Annotated in this window: 21 protein-coding genes; 10 read left to right on the forward strand and 11 right to left on the reverse strand. The window is 39.1% G+C overall.

Going from position 1 to position 20674, the window contains the following annotated elements:
* Window positions 1-61 precede the first annotated feature (61 nt).
* The 6 genes from ASG01_RS06070 to ASG01_RS06095 form a co-directional block, all read right to left on the reverse strand.
* Window positions 62-748 carry a response regulator transcription factor gene (locus ASG01_RS06070; RefSeq protein ID WP_055861372.1) on the reverse strand — a complete coding sequence of 229 codons (687 nt, stop codon included), beginning with the start codon at window positions 746-748 and terminating at the stop codon, window positions 62-64.
* Window positions 749-777: 29 nt separating this feature from the next.
* A complete protein-coding gene (locus ASG01_RS06075; protein ID WP_055862219.1) occupies window positions 778-2325 on the reverse strand; it encodes a sensor histidine kinase in 1548 nt (515 codons plus the stop codon).
* 199 nt (window positions 2326-2524) lie between these two features.
* Window positions 2525-2869, reverse strand: coding sequence for a hypothetical protein (locus tag ASG01_RS06080; RefSeq protein ID WP_055861374.1), 345 nt, complete (start codon window positions 2867-2869; stop codon window positions 2525-2527).
* Window positions 2870-2896: 27 nt separating this feature from the next.
* Window positions 2897-4942: a S9 family peptidase gene (locus ASG01_RS06085; protein WP_055861375.1), complete on the reverse strand. Its 2046-nt coding sequence runs from the start codon at window positions 4940-4942 to the stop codon at window positions 2897-2899.
* Window positions 4943-5033: 91 nt separating this feature from the next.
* Window positions 5034-5774 carry a uroporphyrinogen-III synthase gene (locus ASG01_RS06090; protein ID WP_055862221.1) on the reverse strand — a complete coding sequence of 247 codons (741 nt, stop codon included), beginning with the start codon at window positions 5772-5774 and terminating at the stop codon, window positions 5034-5036.
* An 11-nt stretch (window positions 5775-5785) separates the two neighbouring features.
* A complete protein-coding gene (locus ASG01_RS06095; protein ID WP_055861381.1) occupies window positions 5786-6457 on the reverse strand; it encodes a DUF4271 domain-containing protein in 672 nt (223 codons plus the stop codon).
* Between the two features lie 77 nt (window positions 6458-6534).
* Here ASG01_RS06095 and ASG01_RS06100 point away from each other — a divergent pair, with 77 nt between their 5' ends.
* The 4 genes from ASG01_RS06100 to ASG01_RS06115 are packed head-to-tail and all read left to right on the forward strand — an operon-like array spanning window position 6535 to window position 9902.
* Window positions 6535-7251, forward strand: coding sequence for a polyprenol monophosphomannose synthase (locus ASG01_RS06100; protein WP_055861383.1), 717 nt, complete (start codon window positions 6535-6537; stop codon window positions 7249-7251).
* Entirely contained in the window at window positions 7248-7619 is a 372-nt protein-coding gene (locus tag ASG01_RS06105; protein WP_055861386.1) for a DUF4296 domain-containing protein, read from the forward strand. Before ASG01_RS06100 ends, ASG01_RS06105 begins: the two co-directional genes overlap by 4 nt.
* Window positions 7620-7623: 4 nt before the next feature.
* Window positions 7624-8760 carry a tRNA guanosine(34) transglycosylase Tgt gene (gene tgt, locus ASG01_RS06110; RefSeq protein ID WP_055861391.1) on the forward strand — a complete coding sequence of 379 codons (1137 nt, stop codon included), beginning with the start codon at window positions 7624-7626 and terminating at the stop codon, window positions 8758-8760.
* Between the two features lie 32 nt (window positions 8761-8792).
* Window positions 8793-9902, forward strand: coding sequence for an LptF/LptG family permease (locus ASG01_RS06115; RefSeq protein ID WP_055862223.1), 1110 nt, complete (start codon window positions 8793-8795; stop codon window positions 9900-9902).
* Here the strand turns inward: ASG01_RS06115 and ASG01_RS06120 are convergent.
* Window positions 9896-10609, reverse strand: coding sequence for a biotin--[acetyl-CoA-carboxylase] ligase (locus ASG01_RS06120; protein WP_055861393.1), 714 nt, complete (start codon window positions 10607-10609; stop codon window positions 9896-9898). The genes ASG01_RS06115 and ASG01_RS06120 overlap by 7 nt on opposite strands.
* 86 nt (window positions 10610-10695) lie before the next feature.
* Between ASG01_RS06120 and rsfS the strand changes: the two genes are divergently transcribed.
* The 6 genes from rsfS to ASG01_RS06150 all read left to right on the forward strand — a co-directional run bounded on the left by rsfS (window position 10696) and on the right by ASG01_RS06150 (window position 16779).
* Complete coding sequence (gene rsfS / locus ASG01_RS06125; RefSeq protein ID WP_055861396.1) at window positions 10696-11064, forward strand: ribosome silencing factor; 369 nt, start codon at window positions 10696-10698, stop codon at window positions 11062-11064.
* Window positions 11065-11073: 9 nt separating this feature from the next.
* Window positions 11074-13059: an ATP-dependent zinc metalloprotease FtsH gene (gene ftsH / locus ASG01_RS06130; protein WP_055861400.1), complete on the forward strand. Its 1986-nt coding sequence runs from the start codon at window positions 11074-11076 to the stop codon at window positions 13057-13059.
* A 127-nt stretch (window positions 13060-13186) separates the two neighbouring features.
* A complete protein-coding gene (locus tag ASG01_RS06135; RefSeq protein WP_055861401.1) occupies window positions 13187-13768 on the forward strand; it encodes an LUD domain-containing protein in 582 nt (193 codons plus the stop codon).
* A 22-nt stretch (window positions 13769-13790) separates the two neighbouring features.
* On the forward strand, window positions 13791-14663 hold the full coding sequence (locus tag ASG01_RS06140) for a phosphatidate cytidylyltransferase (protein WP_055861404.1): 873 nt from the start codon (window positions 13791-13793) through the stop codon (window positions 14661-14663).
* A gap of 7 nt (window positions 14664-14670) precedes the next feature.
* Window positions 14671-15324: a phosphatidylserine decarboxylase family protein gene (locus tag ASG01_RS06145; protein WP_055861407.1), complete on the forward strand. Its 654-nt coding sequence runs from the start codon at window positions 14671-14673 to the stop codon at window positions 15322-15324.
* 132 nt (window positions 15325-15456) lie between these two features.
* Complete coding sequence (locus ASG01_RS06150; RefSeq protein ID WP_055861410.1) at window positions 15457-16779, forward strand: peptide-N-glycosidase F-related protein; 1323 nt, start codon at window positions 15457-15459, stop codon at window positions 16777-16779.
* A gap of 103 nt (window positions 16780-16882) precedes the next feature.
* Here the strand turns inward: ASG01_RS06150 and ASG01_RS06155 are convergent, their stop codons facing one another.
* From ASG01_RS06155 to ASG01_RS06170, 4 genes are all read right to left on the reverse strand, one after another.
* Window positions 16883-17230: a DUF1801 domain-containing protein gene (locus ASG01_RS06155; RefSeq protein WP_055861413.1), complete on the reverse strand. Its 348-nt coding sequence runs from the start codon at window positions 17228-17230 to the stop codon at window positions 16883-16885.
* Window positions 17231-17247: 17 nt separating this feature from the next.
* A complete protein-coding gene (locus tag ASG01_RS06160; RefSeq protein ID WP_055861416.1) occupies window positions 17248-19086 on the reverse strand; it encodes an ABC transporter ATP-binding protein in 1839 nt (612 codons plus the stop codon).
* A gap of 53 nt (window positions 19087-19139) precedes the next feature.
* Window positions 19140-20063 carry a M28 family peptidase gene (locus ASG01_RS06165; protein WP_055861420.1) on the reverse strand — a complete coding sequence of 308 codons (924 nt, stop codon included), beginning with the start codon at window positions 20061-20063 and terminating at the stop codon, window positions 19140-19142.
* A 137-nt stretch (window positions 20064-20200) separates the two neighbouring features.
* Window positions 20201-20590: a DUF4293 family protein gene (locus tag ASG01_RS06170; protein WP_055861423.1), complete on the reverse strand. Its 390-nt coding sequence runs from the start codon at window positions 20588-20590 to the stop codon at window positions 20201-20203.
* Between the last annotated feature and the right edge of the window lie 84 nt (window positions 20591-20674).

Genomic DNA, 20674 nt, shown 5'->3' on the forward strand with positions numbered 1-20674 from the left:
AAAATTAGCAAAACATTTTGAAATGCCTTGCTAATTTGTTATTAATATTAAATCTTAAAAATCAGTTTTTTACCAAAAGCCTGAAACCTTCGCCGTGAACGTTGATAATTTCCAGACCATCGTCTTCTTTCAGAAGTTTACGGAGTTTGGCAATATATACATCCATACTTCTTGCGGTGAAGTAATTTTCTTTTTTCCAGATTTTTCTTAAAGCCAAATCTCTCGGCATAAAATCGTTTCTGTGCAGGCACAAAAGTTTCAGAAGTTCGTTTTCTTTTGGTGATAATTTATATTCGTTATCGCCTACACGAAGTTGTCGCAGCATAGAATCAAAGAAAATATTGCTGATTTTAAACTGCTCCTGCTCTTCGTTTTCCAAAGTTGAACTTCTCTGTAAAATCGCTTTGATTTTATATAAAAGCAGCTCAGTATCAAATGGTTTTGTGATATAATCGTCGGCGCCCAGCTGATAACCTTTTAAAATATCTTCTCGCATATTTCTTGCGGTGAGAAAGATAATCGGCGTGTTTTTATCAATTTTCTTTACATCTTCAGCTAATGAAAAACCATCTTTTTTAGGCATCATCACGTCAAAAATGCAAATGTCAAAGTCGTTTTCGGTAAATTCTTTCAAACCCATTTCGCCATCGGTCGCCAATGTCACGTCGAAATTGTTGATCATGAGGTAATCTTTCAGTACAGCGCCAAAACTCTGGTCATCTTCTACTAATAATATTCTGTTGCTCATCGTTTATTTTTTAAGGTTAAAATTTGTTTTTATACCATCGGAAGTTTAATGATAAATGTACTTCCTTCGTCTTTTTTAGAGTTCACAATCACCTGACCTTTATGCAGTTCGATAATTTTTTTCACGTAAGACAAACCAAGTCCCTGACCTTTTACATTATGAATATTCCCGGTTTCTTCCCGGAAAAATTTCTCAAAAATTTTGGTTTTGTTCTCAGTTTCCATACCCATTCCTTTGTCGGCAATTTCGATTACGTACCAATTGCCTTCATTACGTGTTTTAACTGAAATTTCAGGTGTTTCCTGACTGTATTTATTGGCATTATCAAGAAGATTCACCAGCATATTCGAAATGTGAAATTCATCTATCTTAAAGACGTATTTCGAAGCATTAAATTCCTGCGTCAGTGTGCCGTTTCTCTGTGTTACAATGAGATTAAAAGATTCAGTGGTCCTTTTGATCAGTTCGCGCACATTAGTTTCTTTTAAAAATAATTTTACCTCGTTTCGCTCCAGTTTAGACATATTCAGCACGTTCTCGACCTGCTTTTTCATCCTTAAATTTTCCTGTTTAATGAGCGTGGAATAGTATTTAACTTTATCCGGATTGGTCGCTATAATGTCATTCGCTAAAGAATCTGTTGCGACACTGATCGTCGCCAACGGAGTTTTAAACTCGTGCGACATATTATTGATAAAGTCGGTTTTGATTTCCGCGATTTTTTTCTGCCGCATCATATAATTAATGGAGATAATATAAATGCCCAAAATCGTCAGCAGCGAGAGAAAAGTTCCGAGAAGCATCGGCCAGTTGTTCATAGCGAGAGAGTATCCTTTTTCAGGAAAAGTAAGTGCCAGAGTATATAATGTGCGGTCTTTGGTGTCGGTAAAAAGCGGATAAGAATAGGTTCCCGTGTTTTTAGTTTCCTTAAAAATACTGTTGGCAACAGCGGTCACATTATTATTTTTATCGGTAATTCCGTAGCCAAATTTTACCGAAATACCTTTCATCGCCAGTTCTTTGGTCAGAATGGAATCTAAAATTTTGCGGTCGACACGTTTGGAAATCGGAAGATTGTTCCCAACGACTTTTACAAACTCTTTCATGCTGTAATCGCCATTCTGAATATCCTGATTGAGTTCTGTCGTCAGTTCGGAACGTTTGGTCGTATCACGTTGAATTCTATACGCCGCTTCGTCTGTCCAAAGTGTTGTCAGACTCAAAGAATCACCCCTTTTTGAGATCGGAAGCTGTTTTTTTTCAATTAAATTTTTAGAATATATAATCGAGCGCTGCTTACCCGAATCTTCAACCTGCTGAATCGTCGTAAGCGAGGGCTGATCGCTGTTTGCGAGAATATTATTTCTAAAATTGCTGTTGTTTTGATTCAAATATTTATCAATTTCAATCTCAGACACACGCTTTGAAGTATTTTCTAATGCTGTGAAAACTTTATTGGAAAATTCCTGCTCCAGAGCGCCGTAATATCCTTTCAGCCAATAAAACTGAAGCGTTACAAAAACGATCAGTGAGATGGTCATAAACACCGAAATAATCGGGATGAATCTGTTATTCATTACCATTTAGATTCTTTGATAAATGTTAAAATGAAATATTTTAAGAACAAATAAACAAATATCCAGCCATAGAAATGGTTTATTATTCTTAAAAATAATATTTTTAACAAATATTTACGAAAAAGGTTTGACCAGAGATTGATTCAAACCAAAAAAGGAAAGCTATCTGCCTTCCTTTTATGTAATTTGCCAAATTCTGTTAAAGTAATTCCTCATCCTGGAAATACTGTATGATCGCTTTTTTCATTAAAAGCTGCTGTTCGTTAGGCTTCAGTTCCGGCAAATCTTCCAGCTGATCAAAGTGCGGATATCCGTCGTCATCGTAATGCGAAAATTTGTAATATCCGAAAGGTTCCAAAAGTCGGCAAACTGCGATGTGCAGGATATTCAGTTTGTCATCTTTGGTGTATTTCTGCTTTCCGCTTCCCAGTTCCTGAAGTCCGATCAGGAAAAGATACGTTTCGATTGGCGCGTCTTTTTCCGTTTCAAAATTTTCGATAAAAAACTCCTGTATTTTTTTCCAGTATTCTGATTCTGTCATCATTAACTTTAAATAATTAATAAAGTGGTTCTAAATTTTTCCGTCAATTTTTAAAAGAAATGCAAATTCCAAAGCATCTTCCTTCAAAGATTCAAATCTTCCGCTGGCGCCGCCGTGACCGGCACTCATATCGGTTTTGAAAACCAAAAGATTGTCGTCGGTTTTCATTTCGCGCAATCTCGCTGTCCATTTCGCGGGTTCCCAGTATTGCACCTGAGAATCGTGAAGTCCTGTCGTGATAAGCATATGCGGATATTCTTTGGCTTCCACATTGTCGTACGGCGAATATTCTTTCATGTAAAAATAATATTCTTCGTCATTCGGATTTCCCCATTCGTCGTATTCGCCGGTCGTGAGCGGAATGGTTTCATCGAGCATCGTCGTCACAACATCTACAAATGGCACCTGTGCTACAATTCCGTTAAAAAGTTTTGGCTCCAAATTTACGACAGCGCCAACCAAAAGTCCTCCAGCGCTTCCGCCCATAGCGTACAGATGTTTTGATGATGTATAATTTTCCTGTATTAAATATTTTCCTGCATCAATAAAATCGTAAAAAGTATTTTTCTTAAACAGCATTTTGCCGTCCTCGTACCATTCTCTTCCTAAATATTCACCGCCGCGTATGTGCGCGATAGCATAAATAAATCCACGGTCGAGAAGCGAAAGGCGGACATTCGAAAAAGTTGCGTCAACTGTGTGACCGTAGCTTCCGTAGCCGTAAAGGAGAAGCGGCGTGTCGGCAGATTTTTTCGTGTCTTTATGATAAACCAGCGAAACCGGAATCTGCTCATTTCCGTCTCGTGAAGGCGCCCAGATTCTTTCCGAAATATAATTTTCTGCCAAAAATTTCCCACCCAAAACTTCCTGTTGCTTTAGAAGATGTGTGATTTTATTCTTCATATCAAACTCATACGTCGAGCCTGGAACGGTGAGCGAAGTATAACCAAAACGCAGAATCTCCGTATTGAATTCGAGATTCAAACCAATATATGCAGTGTATGTAGGATCCGTAAACGGAATGTTAAAAACTTCTCCTGTCGCATTTTGGATAATTTTAATGTAAAGCAGACCTCTTTCGCGCTCTTCCAAAACGAGATAATCATTGAAAATCTCAAAGCCTTCCAGCAAAACTTCTTCACGGTGCGGAATTACATCCACCCAGTTTTCCATGGTGCAGTTTTCAATCTTCGTTTTTACAAGTTTGAAATTCGTAGCATCATCGGCGTTTGTGATAATATAAAATTCGTCTTTGTAATGTTCAACAGAATATTCGAGATCGTCGATTCTCGGCTGAATCACCTTCCAGTCGGTAAAAACATCATCCGCCGGAATAAAATAATGCTCGTCTGAAATCGTACTTGAGCTTGCCAGAAAAATATATTCAAGCGATTTTGTTTTAAAAACATTCACGTCAAATGTGTCATCTTTTTCATGGAAAATCAAAACGTCTTCAGAAGAATCTGTGCCCATTCTGTGGCGGTAGACTTTGTACGCACGAAGACTTTTATCTTTTCTGATGTAAAAAACATGCTCGTTATCGTTTGCCCAAACGGCTTTTCCGGTCGTGTTTTCTATTTCGTCGCCAAGATATTCTCCGGTTTGAAGATTTTTAAACTTTAAAGTATAAATTCTTCGCCCAACGCTGTCTTCAGAGAAAGAAACGAGTTTGTTATCCGGGCTTGTGGCTACGCTTGCCACTTCAAAATATTCGTGCGTACCGGCAAGAATATTTACATCGAGAATAATCTCTTCGGCATTTTCCAGCGTCTGAAAACGGCGGCAGAAAATCGGATATTCTTTTCCTTCTTCATATCGCACGATGTACCAGTACCCGTTAAAAAAATACGGAATCGACTCGTCATCTTTCTTATAGCGCGCCTTCATTTCTTCGTACAGTTCTTCCTGCAGCGCTTCAGTGTCTTTCATCACCGCATCTGCGTAAGCGTTTTCTTCGTTGAGGTATTTTATCACTTCAGGATTTTCGCGGTCATTCATCCAAAAATAAGGATCATTGCGCGTGTCGCCGTGTATTGTAAGGATTTTATCTATTTTTAATGCTTCTGGAGCTTTCATCAGTATTTGGGAATCTTGTTTTTAAATGTAATTAAAAAAAAACCATCTTTCCTGTGCTGAAAAGACGGTTTTTAGGCTAAAAAAGCGGCAGTTATTTGTGCAGACTTTTTATATATTTTTCGAGTGCCATCGTCATAGAAGGCGTTTCTTTCGTAGGAGCCATCAGGTCAACTTTAATGCCGGCTTCTTCGGCTGCTGCCAGTGTTGTATTTCCAAAAACACCGATTTTCGTAGTTTCCTGTTTAAAATTCGGGAAATTCTGCTGAAGCGATTTAATGCCTTGCGGACTGAAAAATATCAACATATCATAATCATCAATATTGATGTCGGTAAGATCGCTGCAAACCGTACGGTACATGATAGCGCGTGTCCAGTCGACGTTTGCGGTATCAAGTGTTTTGGTAATATCCGGACTTAAAACATCAGATGAAGGCAAAAGATATTTTTCTGAGGGAAATTTTTTAAACAAAGGCAAAAGATCGGCAAAGTTTTTCTCACCAAAGCTGATTTTTCTTTTTCGGTAAACAATATGTTTCTGAAGATAGTTGGCAATCGCCTCAGACTGGCAGATATACCGCATCGTATCCGGAACGGCGAATCTCATCTCTTCGGCCAATCTGAAATAATGATCCACTGCGTTTTTACTGGTAAAAATAATGCCTGTAAAGTGACTGAGATCTATTTTCTGTGTGCGGAGCTCTTTGTTGTCTACTCCTTCTACATGGATGAACGGACGGAAATCTATCTTTATTTTTTCCTTTTTCGCAATTTCCAGATACGGTGAAGACTCACTAGGCGCCGGCTGGGAAACCAATATAGACTTTATTCTCATCTTATCGTGTATTAAAAAAATAATAGCTTCCAAAGAAGCATCAGAGGTGCAATTTGGAGGGTGCAAATATACAAAAATTTATAATACCATTTTTGTGGTAATACCTTGTTCTTGTGAAATAAATAGAAAAAAATCTTGAAAATAAAAACCAATCCGAAAAATCCCAGATAATAGATAAATGCTTCTTTTTTATCAATCGGGAAGTAGTAGTGCATTACGCACAGAATAAGCACCAGAAAAGTAAAAATAAAATGGAATTTGGTCGACGTAAAATAAAATATCGCCCATTTTTTCCCGTCGCCAATGCTGTGATAAAGAAGAAATCCCAAAGTCGTACGTATCAGATAAAAAATGCTGATCGCGATGACGGCAAAACCTATTTTATTCAGCTGAAAACCGGCAACTTGCAAATCTGCAACAAACTTCGGAACAGTAGGAATATATTGTGATACCAAAACTGCCAATGAAAGTACGGTAACCATTGAAGTAATCATCCAGCTCGGGAAATTGTTGCTGGCATCGTAGAATTTTTGCAGCAGAAAATCAAGCAAATTGGCCTCACGCTCCACGACATTCATCATAAAGATATACAGAAAAAGGCAGCCGGTGAGAATGAAAATCACCCAGTCGTTATTTTCCGGTATTCTCAGCTGGTCGGTAAAACTTTGTAGTAGTAAAGGCAAAGTGCTTTTTTTGCAAAATTAAAGATTATTTTTTGTTCAAAACAAAAAGCTGAAAATAACTATCTTTGCCCATTCAAATGAAAAAGCTCGTTATCATCCCCACATACAACGAAAAGGAAAATATCGCGAATATTATCTCTGCCGTTTTTGCATTGGAAGATACGTTTCACATTCTCGTGGTAGATGATTCTTCGCCAGATGGAACGGGCGATATCGTCCGGAATTTACAGCAGGAATTTCCGCATACACTTCACCTTTCCGTCAGAAAAGTGAAGGACGGTTTAGGTAAAGCATACATTCATGGTTTCCGCTGGGCTTTGCAGAACGAGTACGACTACATTTTTGAAATGGATGCCGATTTTTCTCACAATCCGGAAGATTTACCCAAACTTTTTAATGCATGTCTCAATGCCGATATGGCGGTCGGATCGCGCTATTCTAAAGGTGTGAATGTGGTAAACTGGCCTATGGGAAGGGTTTTGCTCTCTTATTTTGCCTCAAAATATGTGCGTTTCATTCTCGGACTTTCGGTGCACGATACGACGGCCGGTTTTGTCTGCTTCTCACGAAGAGTCTTAGAAGAAATCGGTCTTGATAATGTGCGCCTGAAAGGCTACGGTTTTCAGATTGAAATGAAATTCCGCACCTTTAAAAAAGGTTTTAAAATCGTTGAAGTGCCGATTATTTTTACCAACCGTGAGCTGGGCGAAAGCAAAATGAACGGCGGCATCATTCACGAGGCTGTTTTTGGTGTTTTAAATTTAAAATGGAAATCGCTGATAGGAAAGCTATGAAAAGGTTTTTAATTCTTTCATTATTAATGATGCTTGCGTCGTGCAGCGATTACATCGAGAAGCCTGAAAATCTGGTCGACAAGACAACGATGGCCGATATTCTGGTTGATCTCGCAGTAGCCGAACAGGTAATTTACACGTATCAGGGCAAAGATCTTGAAAGTGAAACCAAATATATTTTGAAATCGCACAATGTAAAGCAGGAAGATTTTCTGGCGAGTTACAAATATTACGTTGTGAAGCGGAAAATGAAGAAGATAACAGAAGAAGCGCAGGAAAAACTCCTCGAGAAAGACCCGAAAGCCGAAAAATTTATTCAGGATCGGCTGAAAGGAAATCCAATAGGAGCGCCGGCTTTAATTAGATAAAATCATGCAGAATAATTTTTTCACCATACATAAAACGACCGAAGGAAAAGCGCGCGCCGGCGAACTCGTTACCGACCACGGAACGGTGCAGACGCCGATTTTCATGCCTGTAGGAACCGTTGCCAGCGTAAAAACTGTTCATCAGCGAGAGCTGAAAGACGACATAAAAGCGCAGATTATTTTAGGAAACACTTATCACCTCTATCTTCGCCCGGGAATGGATGTGATGACGGAAGCCGGTGGTTTGCATAAATTTATGAACTGGGACTTGCCGATTCTTACCGACTCTGGCGGTTTTCAGGTTTTTTCGCTTTCGAAAAGCAGGAAAATGTCTGAAGAAGGTGTCAAATTTAAGTCACATATTGACGGAAGTTATCATCTTTTCACTCCGGAAAAATCAATGGAAATTCAGCGGCAGATCGGCGCCGATATTTTTATGGCTTTTGATGAATGTGTGGCCTATCCGTGCGAATACAATCAGGCGAAACTTTCGATGGAACTTACCCACCGATGGCTGAAACGCTGCATCGAGTGGACTGAAGAAAACAAAGAACTCTATGGTTACAAACAGCGCCTGTTCCCGATTGTGCAGGGATCGACGTTTTCAGATTTAAGAAAAATTTCAGCGCAGGTCATTGCAGATTCCGGTGCGGATGGAAACGCGATTGGCGGACTTTCTGTGGGCGAGCCGGAAGAAGAAATGTACAGAATTACCGATGAGGTGACGGATATTTTGCCTAAAGAAAAACCGCGCTATTTAATGGGCGTGGGAACACCATGGAACATTCTGGAATCAATCGGTCTTGGAATAGACATGATGGACTGCGTAATGCCAACTAGAAATGCAAGAAATGCGACCTTATTCTCATGGAACGGCGTGATGAATCTTAAAAACGAAAAGTGGAAGAAAGACTTTTCGCCGCTTGACGAATTCGGAACGAGTTTCGTAGACCACGAATATTCTAAAGCCTATCTGCGTCATCTTTTCGTTTCAAAAGAATATCTGGCCAAGCAAATTGCTTCAATACACAATCTGGCATTCTATTTAGATTTGGTAAAAGTGGCACGCGAGCACATTATCGCCGGCGATTTTTATCAGTGGAAAGATTCAGTAATGCCTCGTTTGAGACAGAGACTTTAGTACATTTGCAAAAAAGTGAGTAGCGCATCATGCTGAAAATTTTAGACAGATATATCGTAAAAAAATATCTTGGAACCTTCAGTTTCATGCTGATTCTTCTTTCTATTGTGGTATTGGTAATCGATGTGCAGCAGAAAATTCCGAGAATTGAAAATGCGACTGCACTCGATCCTAAACTGAACCTGACTTATTTTCTGATTCACTTCTATCCGTTTTGGATCATTAATCTCATCGTTACTTTTCTCTCAATTCTCGTTTTTATCTCGGTGATTTATTTTACCTCGAGACTTGCCAATAATACAGAAATTGTCGCCATCATCAGCAGTGGAGCCAGTTTTCACCGTTTTGCCAAACCTTATTTGTATACTTCGCTATTTATCGCATTGCTTTCTTTGGCGGTAAATCATCTCGTTTTGCCCTGGGCAAATACCAAGAAAAATGAACTTGAAGCGTATACGTACAACGCGACAAAAAAGGAAAAAATCATGGGAATTGCCCCGGTTTCTGCGCAGCTCAGCCGGTCAGAATATATTTTTATTAATTCCTGGAACAAAAGGGAAAAACGCGGCTTCGGATTCGTCTTTCAGAAATTTGATAAGAACCGAAGAATGCTGTATGAACTTAAGGCCAATGATGTTTTTTGGGATGCAGCGAAGAAGAAATTTGTCTTAAACGGTTACCTCGAAAAGACCATTAATAAAGATGACACCGAGAAACTCGGGCAGGGTTTTGAGTTGCTGAAAGATTATAAACAGACGCCTGACGAGCTTTTCCCGAACGAATTGCTTGGTCAGAATAAAATAACGCCTGAACTGGTCGATTTCATCAACCGCGAAAAAGAAAAAGGAAACAGCAACCTCAATACGCACCTGAACGAACTTCATCAGCGGACTTCAATGCCGGTTTCTATCATTATTCTCACGTTTCTGGCACTATCACTTGCTTCACAGAAAAAGCGTGGCGGACTTGGCATTAACCTCGCGATCGGTATTTCGCTTGCTTTCGTTTTCGTATTTTCTTTTGAAGCGTTAAAGGTCGTTTCCGCGAACAAAGTTCTCTCGCCGGCAGTCGCCATGTGGCTTCCGAATATGATCTTTCTGCCGCTTACCTTATTCCTTTATATCCGCAGGGCAAATCAGTAAAGCAGTTTGATCTCTTTGTGATAAAATTTCCGTTCGCCGTCTTCGAGTTCGATCAGCAGTTCTCCAGTAGGTAAGGCTTTGCGGATGATGCCGTTTTGTCTCACACCGCCGATTTCAAAAACCGAAATTTCATCTTTGCGGTAAAGATTTTCATTAAATTCTTTTAAAATTTCGTTTTCATTTTTAAAATTCAGAATAAAAGAAATGAAACTCTGATGAAGATTCTGAATCAAAGTTTTAAGTTCAAAAATCTGCCGTGTCTGCGTGTACAGCGAGCCTGCCTGCGGAAATTCTGTGTAATCTTTCTGTAAAACATTGACGCCGATTCCCACTATAAAATACCACTCGCCGTTCACTTTCTTTTTTTCAATTAAAATTCCGGCAACTTTTTTATGATTTATAATTAAATCATTTGGCCATTTAACAGAAACTTGGTTTTGTGTCACATTGGCAATGCAGTTTCTGAAAACTATCGCGGTACAGTAATTGAACATCAAATCTGGCACAGAAATAAGGTCTTTTTTTACAGCAACAGAGTAAGCGATATTCTCGTCTGGCAGCGATTTCCAAGTATTTCCGTACTGTCCGCGGCCGCTTTTTTGGTTAAAAGTGTAAAGACCAATAAAATCTGCTTCCGGATAAAGTAAAAACTGATGTATTTCGTCATTAGTAGAAGAGCACTCATCGCTGTAAAACAGATGGTTCATTTATGAAAACTTTAAGAATTATAGCGGATAAAAGTAAGCCTAAAGTGAAAGAAAAACAATAAATTTGCAGATTATAGTATATTTTAATGAACAAAACGACAGAAAAGCAGGCTTTAATAGATAAAATTATAGAGGCATTACAGGATGTAAAAGCAGAAGACATCATGATTTTTGATCTTTCTAACATCGAAAACTCTGTAGCAGAGACATTTGTCATCTGCAGCGGAAATTCAAACACTCAGGTTTCTGCACTTGCGGGTGCTGTAGAAAAAAAGGTTCGGAACGAGCTTCAGGACAGGCCTTGGCATGTAGAAGGTACAGAAAATGCGCTCTGGATTTTGGTAGATTATGTAACCGTAGTGGTGCACATTTTCCAGAAGCAGACGCGCGAGTATTATGACATCGAAGAACTTTGGGGCGATGCAAAAATTACCAAGGTAGAAAATGTAATTTAAAATTTTTAAATGAATAATAAAGGATTTAACTGGTTTTTTCCGATCACGATAGTAGCGCTTTTGCTGTTTTTTGGATCCACGTTTTTGGGTGACAATTCGGCAAAAAGTATTGATGAAGATGCTTTTTTCAGAGATATGCAGGCGGGCAAAGTGAAAAGCGTGATGATCGATAAGCAGGCAGAGAAGGCAGATGTTTTTCTTACTGCGGCGGCAAAATCGGGTATGGCGAAAACCGAAGAAAGAGGTGTAGGTTTCCCTGGGATGGGAATGGCGGCTAACAAAGCTGACTACACTCTGAAATATGGCGATTTGCAGTTATTTTTACAGAATTTCGATAAAGTAAAAGCGGAAAATCCACAGATAAAAACATCCAAAGATTATGCAGCAGGAGATAATCCATTAGTTGGTTTCTTGCTTCAGGCATTGGTTTGGATTGCGATTTTGGGATTGTTTTATTTTATTCTTTTCAGAAAAATGGGCAGCGGTGGCGGTCCTGGCGGACAGATATTCTCGATTGGGAAATCTAAGGCAAAACTTTTTGACGAGAAAGAAAAAATCCAGACCACTTTTAAAGATGTTGCAGGATTAGAAGGCGCAAAAGAAGAAGTGCAGGAAGTTGTGGATTTCCTTAAAAATTCTGAAAAATACACGAAACTTGGTGGTAAGATTCCAAAAGGAGTTTTATTGGTTGGTCCTCCGGGAACCGGTAAAACCTTATTGGCGAAAGCTGTGGCTGGTGAAGCTAAAGTTCCGTTCTTCTCACTTTCAGGTTCAGATTTCGTTGAAATGTTTGTGGGTGTTGGTGCTTCGAGAGTGCGAGATCTTTTTGCTCAGGCGAAAGCGAAATCTCCGGCAATTATTTTTATTGATGAGATTGATGCGATCGGTAGAGCAAGAGGGAAAAATAATTTTTCGGGCGGTAATGACGAACGTGAAAACACTTTGAACCAGCTCCTTACAGAAATGGACGGTTTTGGAACTGACGTTAACGTAATCGTAATGGCTGCGACAAACAGAGCAGATATTCTGGACAAAGCTTTGATGCGTGCAGGAAGATTTGACCGTTCAGTTTATGTAGATTTACCTGAACTTCATGAGAGAAGAGAGATTTTCGATGTCCATTTGAAGAAAATTAAACTTGATGATAATGTAGACCGTGAATTTTTGGCTAAACAAACGCCGGGATTCTCTGGAGCAGATATTGCCAACGTATGTAATGAAGCGGCTTTGATCGCTGCAAGAAACAGTCATGAATCAGTTACTAAACAGGATTTCTTAGATGCGGTTGACCGTATTATCGGTGGTCTTGAGAAGAAAAATATGGCCATTAAACCTTCAGAAAAGAAGCGGGTTGCTTATCATGAAGCAGGTCACGCGACGATTTCATGGTTGGTAGAGCACGCTTCGCCTTTGTTGAAAGTGACGATTGTTCCGAGAGGCCGCTCGTTAGGTGCTGCATGGTATTTACCGGAAGAACGTCAGCTGACAACAACGGAGCAAATGCTTGATATGATGTGCGCGACTTTAGGCGGAAGAGCAGCTGAGCAGGTGATATTTAATAATATTTCTACCGGTGCACTTTCCGATCTTGAAACGGTAACAAAACGTGCTCAGGCCATGGTTACGGTATATGGTTTGAGTCCGAGCATCGGTAATATTTCTTATTACGACAGTTCTGGTCAGTCTGAATATAATTTCGGAAAGCCTTATTCTGAAGAAACAGCTTCTAAAATAGACCGTGAGATTAAAGCGATTATTGAAAACCAGTATGATCGCGCGGTGCAGATTCTGACCGAAAACAAAGATAAACTGGATACTTTAGCGAAAAAACTTTTAGAAAAAGAAGTTATTTTCCGTGAAGATTTAGAAGAAATATTCGGTGAACGTGCTTGGGATCCGGAACTGACGGAAAGACCTGTGACAGGAGCAATCCCGATTATGGAGAAAGAGGAAGAAGGTGCCGTAGTAGCACCGGAAAGTCCGACTCAATTATAACAAAATTTGCAAATACAAGCCCGCCGATGTCAGCATTGGCGGGTTTTTTTATAATCTGCAGCTTATTATACGATTCAAATATAATTTATTTTCTATTTTTGTATAAAGTTGTCTAAAAAAACAAAACTTGAGTTTATTCAAAAAAATTGTCAGCAAACTTACCAATCAGCCTGAAGAGGCTGAAAAACAGAGTTTGGAGAAGCTTGGAGATTCGCTGAAAAATGCAGATCTCGACTACAAGTTTGCACAATTGTTTACACACTCAGGCGGGTTTTTTAATTACTGTGCAGACGAGGCTGAGGCTTTGCAGATTCTCAATCAGATTTTGAAGATCGAAGATATCAATTCGGTTTTCTGTTGTGATAAAGACCTGCAGAATTTTCTCAATGTTTTGAAAGTGCCTTTCAGCAAAGATCTTGAACTTTCAAATGATGCCGCATTTATTACCTGCGAATATCTGATTGCGTATGACGGAAGAATCATGCTTTCGCATAACAATATTCTGCATTATCACTCATCGAGAATGCCGTCTAAGATTATTATTATGGCCAATGTTTCGCAAATTGTGAATAATCTGAATGACGCGATGGGCAAAATAAAACGCACCGGAAATATTAAAAATCTTACGTCGATCAGCGGCAATCATTCTAAACTCGATACAGCGACAAATAACAATACCAAACTGTTTTTGCTCCTTCTGGAAGACTGATCTCATTTCTAAACCATTTATTTTGGATAAAAATCTACTTCTCAGAACGCTTTCCGGTATTGTCTACACTGCCATTATTATTTTTTGTACAACGCCATTCGGAGCTCAGTTAATCAACTCTGTTTCTCCCGATCTTGTAAAACCGCATCAGCTGTATTACGGCTTAATCTGTTTTTTTCTGATTGTCGGAACCTGGGAATGTATTAAGATAATGAAGTTCGGAAACGGCTACGAAAAATGGGTTGTTTTTCCTTTGGTAGGTGTTGTTTTTTATATTTTCTCTAAAAGATTTTTTTATCACGATTTTTATTTTAATTTCAGGATTTCAGAAATTCTGGCGATTGCACTGATCGGAATTGCCGTTGTTACTTTATTTAAATTTGCCAGCGAACTGTACGTGGATAGCGGTAAATTGATTTTCACAGTAATCTACGTGGCTTTGCCGTTTTCTTTCGCTTTAGGATTACCAAAATATACTTCCTACGATTCTACTTTCTCGTATGAAGTTTTGTTTCTATTCATCTTAATCTGGAGCAGCGATACCTTCGCTTATATCGTCGGGCGAACCATAGGAAAGCATAAGATGGCGCCAAAAATTTCACCTAAAAAAACCTGGGAAGGCTACTTCGGCGGTGTGATTCTTACTTTGATATTGTCTTATTTTGTTGAAATGTATCAGCCGCAGCTTCGCGGAAACTGGATGGTGGTTGGTTTTCTCATTGCTATCTTTGCTCCTCTGGGTGATCTGGTAGAAAGCCAGCTTAAACGTACTTTTGGCGTGAAAGACAGCGGAAACATTATGCCGGGACACGGTGGCGTGCTCGACCGTTTAGACAGTTTTATTCTCTGCGTGCCGGTCGTTTATCTTTATTTTATTTTAGAAAAACTTATATAAATATATAATGAAATTACACAAAGAATCGAAAGGGACGATTATCGTGGCAACGGTACTTTTCGCTGCCATCGCCATCACTTCGATCTATTTTCTCGAAATGTGGTCGCTGCTGATCATTGTTCCGATGTTGCTTATTTACGGTCTTGTTTTCTGGTTTTTCAGAGTGCCGAACCGCGATATTTTTGATCATACAGAAAATGTCATTGCACCTGTAGACGGTAAAGTGGTGATGATAAAAGAAGTGGTGGAAACCGAGTTTCTGAAGCAGCCATCTATTCAGATTTCTATTTTTATGTCTCCTTTAAATGTGCATATCTGCCGTTTTCCTGTTTCGGGGAATGTGATTTATAAGAAATATCATCCCGGAAAATATCTTGTTGCCTGGCACGAAAAATCTTCCACAGAAAACGAAAGAACAACAGTTGCAGTAGAAAGTCTCACGCATCATAAAGTGGTCTTCAGACAGATTGCGGGTTACGTTGCAAGGCGTATCGTTTTTTACTGTAAAGAAGGTGATCAGGCAAAAGCCGGTCACGAGTTTGGTTTCATCAAATTCGGTTCGCGTATGGATATTTTCCTTCCTCTGGATACTGAGATTATATGTAAAATCGGTGACAAAACAAAAGGCGGTACCGACATCATCGCAAAAATGAAAGATTAATTTAGTTGAGGAGATATAATTAAGAAGAACAGCAGTGTTCTTCTTTTTTGTTTGAAACGGATATGTAAATTATTTCTTGCAGATATGGTATTTTTATATGATATTTGAAAATCACTTAATTAAAATATAAATATGAAAAAACTTTTACTGTTTCTGCCTTTAATTTCTAACTTATTCACAGCGCAAACAACGATTAATGTATTTTCGCAAATTACGTTTTATGATGGTTATGCCACGACTAATACAGCTTCTACGCCTGCGAATGTGACGAGACTGGCGAATTACCGCTACACAAAGAAACTTACCGATGCGGAACTGAATACTTTTCAGAATAAAATTCAGATGAATGTGACAATTGGCGCACTCTGTGACAACTATGATAGAATTGGAGGCGTACATCTGGCATTGGTTCCAAAAAATCAGGTTTCGTACACGCTGAGTGATGTGAATGTAAAACGCATAGAAATCGGCCGCTACATTACACCGTTTATGAATAAAAATGTGTCGCCGACTTCGGTTCCTTACACTTTTGAAGTTGATAATTTATACTCGGTTTTCAGCAGCACATCGATCCGAAATATGTATGATATTTATATCGAACTGGATGTTTTTGGTGTGCCGTATGCTGCCAATACGCAGGTTGCGGGTTGTGCCAACCGAAATGACGTTTTTGCAGGAACTTTAAATTTTGTTACTTACAACGATCCCGCAGTTCCTAATTTATATAATAATCTTCTTCCATTGCTCGATTCTAATGAGTTGAATAATTATAACAACACGGATCAACCCGGACAAACTGTGCGTCTGGTAAATTTCAATTTAAACCAAAGCACAGGCAGTGCAAAATTTTTTATTACCACAACGCCGCACGGTGCCAACAGTGGCGGTGAAGAATATGTGCGCAGACAGAATATCGTTACGCTCGATAATGCTCAGATGATGACATTTACGCCCGGAGGAAAATCTTGCGAACCGTACAGAATGTATAATACGCAGCCAAACGGAATTTACGGCAGTTCTGCGCAAACTCAAGGCTGGTGGACGGCTTGGAATAACTGGTGCCCAGGAGATGCAGTACCGATCAGAAGTTTTTCTGTTGGATCTCTAAGCGGTGGCGCTCATACTTTAAAATATGAAGTTCCTACTGCGCAGTTTGTGGGGCAGGATGGAAGAATTGTGCTTTCCCTATATATGCAGAGCAATAATAATCTTCTTGCTGTGAAAGATGTTTCGACCATAGATGTATCAATTTATCCCAATCCTACGGCTGACTTTGTAAACATTAAAGCACAGGAAAAGATAAGAATGGTGGAAGTTTTCAATATGGAAGGAAGAAAACTGTTTTCCGGTAAAGATTCAAAAATCGATTTCAGTGCGTACCCGAGTGGAACTTACGTGATGTCTGTTGAACTGCAAGACGGAACGCAGTTTAAGCATAAAATCATTAGAAAATAACTTTTTAAATTTTGAAACGCAGTGAAGGCTTCCTCATTGCAAAAAGAAAATTTTGTGCGCTGTGACGGTTTGTTCGCTGCGCACTTTTTTGTTTCTGGTAAGACTATTTTATGCAAGCTTTTACTTTATTTAAAATCGAATGAATATCCTCAATGGGAATATCTCTGTCTGGATGAAGCAGCATAATTTTAAATTTTTTCCTGCCTTCGCTAAGAAGTAGTGGATGATTGATGCGGTCTCCGTGATAAAAACTGATGTAATGCAAGCCATGCTTTTTACTGAAATACAGATAGCAAAGCATTTTCTTTTTAAACTTAAAAAACGGTAGTCCGAAACTTAAAGTCTCTGTGATGTTTTCAGGATCTGATGCTAAAATCTGCTGTCTGATATATAAAAGGATGATTCTTTCAGGCTCTTTAATTCTGAAAAAATATTCCTGCAGCGGATTCATATCAGTTCAATAGAAATTTAGTCAAAATTCTGAAGTTCGACAAGTTTGTGATAGGTTCCTTTTTGTGCTAAAAGCTCGTGATGTGTTCCCTGTTCTACGATATCGCCTTTTTCCATCACTACAATCCAGTCGGCTTTTTGTATGGTTGAAAGTCGGTGAGCGATGACCAGTGAAGTACGGTTTTCCATCATTTTCTCAAGGGCATCCTGCACAAATTTCTCAGATTCTGTATCAAGTGCCGAGGTGGCTTCATCCAGAATCATGATCGGTGGATTTTTCAGAACAGCTCTTGCGATAGAAACGCGCTGTTTCTGTCCGCCCGAAAGTTTGCCGCCATCGTCTCCAATATTTGTGTCGTAACCATCCGGAAGCTGAGTGACGAAAAGATCGGCGTTGGCAATTTTTGCTGCTGCAATCACTTCTTCACGCGTGGCATCAGGTTTCCCCATCAAAATATTATTGTACACAGAATCATTAAAAAGAACCGATTCCTGCGTCACCATCCCGAGAAGTTTGCGGTATTCTTTCAGTCTTAAATGTTTGATATCAACACCATCAATAAGAATCGCGCCTTGCGAAACATCGTAAAAACGGGCAAGAAGATTGGCGATTGTGGTTTTTCCGCTGCCGCTTTGCCCTACAAGCGCTATGGTTTTTCCTTTTGGAATATTTAAACTGAAGTTTTTAAGGATGAGATTCGATTTATCATAATAGAAACCGATATCTTTAAATTCGATATGATTGTTCAGATTTGAGATCGAAACAGGCTCTGCAACTTCTTCAATTCGCACATCAGCATCCAAAATTTCCAAAACTCTTTTCAACGAAGCTTCACCTTTCTGTACACTGGATATGGAGTTTGACAAGCTTTTTACCGGAGGCAGAATCTGGAAGAAAATCCCAAGGAAAACCAGGAAATCTGCGGGAGAAATGCTCTGTTCAACAATAATCTGCTTTCCGCCGTACCAGGCTATGATTAAAAAAGTGACTGAACCTAAAAATTCGCTCATCGGAGAAGCGAGTTCTTTTTTTCTGCCAAGACGTATTGAACTGTTAATCCATCGCTGCATAGATTGCATAAAACGCGTATCCATAATTTTTTCGGCACTGAAAATCTTAATGACTTTGGTTGATTTCAGCGTTTCATCCACGATTGAGAAAATAGTTCCCATCTCATGTTGTGCCTCTTGGGAGTCTTTTTTCAGACTTTTCCCGATGAGCGCGATCATTGTCCCCATGACCGGCAAAACGAGAAGTGAGAAAAGTGTCATTTCAGGGCTCAGGAAAAATAAAGTAAGCAAAGTGCTGATCAGCATAAACGGCGCATTAATCAGATCCACAAGACTTCCAAGAATACTACCTTCAACTTCGCCAACATCATTCGACATTCTCGACATCAAATCTCCTTTGCGGCTCTCTGTAAAGAATGAAACCGGCAACGAGAGAATTTTACGGTACATCTCACCACGAAGATCTTTGGTAACGCCGACACGGTAATTAATAAGTAAATAAGATCCCAAATATCTGAAGAGATTACGCAGCAAAAACATAAAAGAAGTGATCACGCATAGCCACGCAAGCACTTTCAGTGAGCCATAATCTGACACGAGCGTTTGTACGTAATAGTTGGCGTATTCTTTTAAATAAGCAAAAAAATCAATGATATTTCCGGAATAAACTGGTGCCGACTCGTACTTTTCTGGCTTTATGGTTCCGAAAAGCATTCCCAAGACCGGTAAAATTGTTCCTAATGAAGCAATCTGAAATACAGAATACATCAAATTAAAAAGTAAACTTCCGTATATATATTTGCGGTGAGGCTTGGCGAATCTGAGTATTTTTTGGTAGTCGTTCATTCAGGAAAATTGAAAAAGCAAAATTAATTAAAATATAGGATAAGACGGTTTAATTATATTTTTACTTTATCATTATACTTCGGGGCAAAGTTTTTCGGCGACAGTTTCTCAAGCGTTTTACCGAAACTGTTGATGATATTCTTCATATTTTCGGCATCCACGATTCCCATATCGTCGTTCACCTGATGATAATGATGTGCTTTGGTCATGTCAACCGTCGAAATCGAATGTGCAATAATATTTTTCTTTACAAAACTTACGTTATCTGAGCGGTAGAAAAGATTTTGTCCGGCGTAAGGATCAGGATAAATTTTAATTCCGTTCACAGCATTTTTATTAAACAGTTCATCAAGATCAGAAAACTCGTCGCCGGTTATGTAGACGGCGTTTTTGCCAAACTGAGATTCTGTTGCCAGCATTTCAAAATTAAAAAGTGCGGTAAGATTGGCGTAATGTTTTTCTAAACCTGCATCGGTAGAAATCGCGCGCGAGCCGAGCATCCCTTTTTCTTCTCCGTTAAAAGCCATAAACATCATCGAAAACTCAGGATTCTTGTTTTTAAAATAATCAGCGATACCTACAAGTGTAGTAATTCCGCTTGCATCGTCGTCTGCGCCGTTGTAGATTTTATCGTCGCCCTCTTTTTTACTCACGCCGATATGATCGAAGTGCCCTGAAAAGCCTAAAAGTTTTTCAGATTTTCCTTTTTTGATGCCGCAAACATTGTATGCAGTTTGTCCTTTATAATCAAACGGCACGAGATAAGAATTTCCGGTGCAGTATTCCAGATTGTTTTCTTTAAAAAGTGTAGCAATATATTCTGCAGCTTTTGTGTTTTCAGGTTTGCCGATTTCGCGGCCTTTCATTTCGTCTGAAGCAAGTGTGGAAACGACTTCTTTTACACGCGCTACCGAAACTTCCTGCGCGAAAGAAATTGCAGAAATCAAAGCAAAAGGAAGGCATATCAGTTTTTTCATGATTTTTTAAATTTAAATATATTATGCGATAAGTCGCTGCTTTGGTGAAAATATTACAGTTTGCTTTAAAATTTTAAATAAAAAAAACAGCTTCAAAAAATTGAAGCTGCACTCTCTCAAAAAAAATCGTTGTAAGGTTACCGAAGTCTGTCTACAGATTTTACGAGCCTCTCATCTTTCTTGATGTATACATTTGCAATAAGCAGACATATCACCGCGATCAATGGGAAAAGCGGCTCAATACCCTTCTCAGGAAAAGCAATTCCTCCGGATAATTTTAGCAGCCAATACGCCAGCAGACCAATCAACAAAACGTTTATAATGATGCTGAAATTATTCAGCAAAATCTGTCTTTTTCTGTTTTTGTAGCTGAAAAGACTTAAAGCTCCTGCGAGAATCAATACCACACAAATGGCATTCAAAACCGGTAAAGTACCGAAAATATCTACATCCTGCGCCGTAATGAATAGAAAAACGGGCGCGACCAGCGACAGCAAAATAAATATGGTCTGTATCCTTTGTAGCATAAATCTTTTAAAACAGAGCAAAAATAGCATTAATTTTGCACAAATCAAAAATAAGTGTAGATTTGCAATATACAATACACTTGA

It is taken from the genome of Chryseobacterium sp. Leaf180, assembly GCF_001424585.1.
Classification (GTDB): Bacteria; Bacteroidota; Bacteroidia; order Flavobacteriales; family Weeksellaceae; genus Chryseobacterium.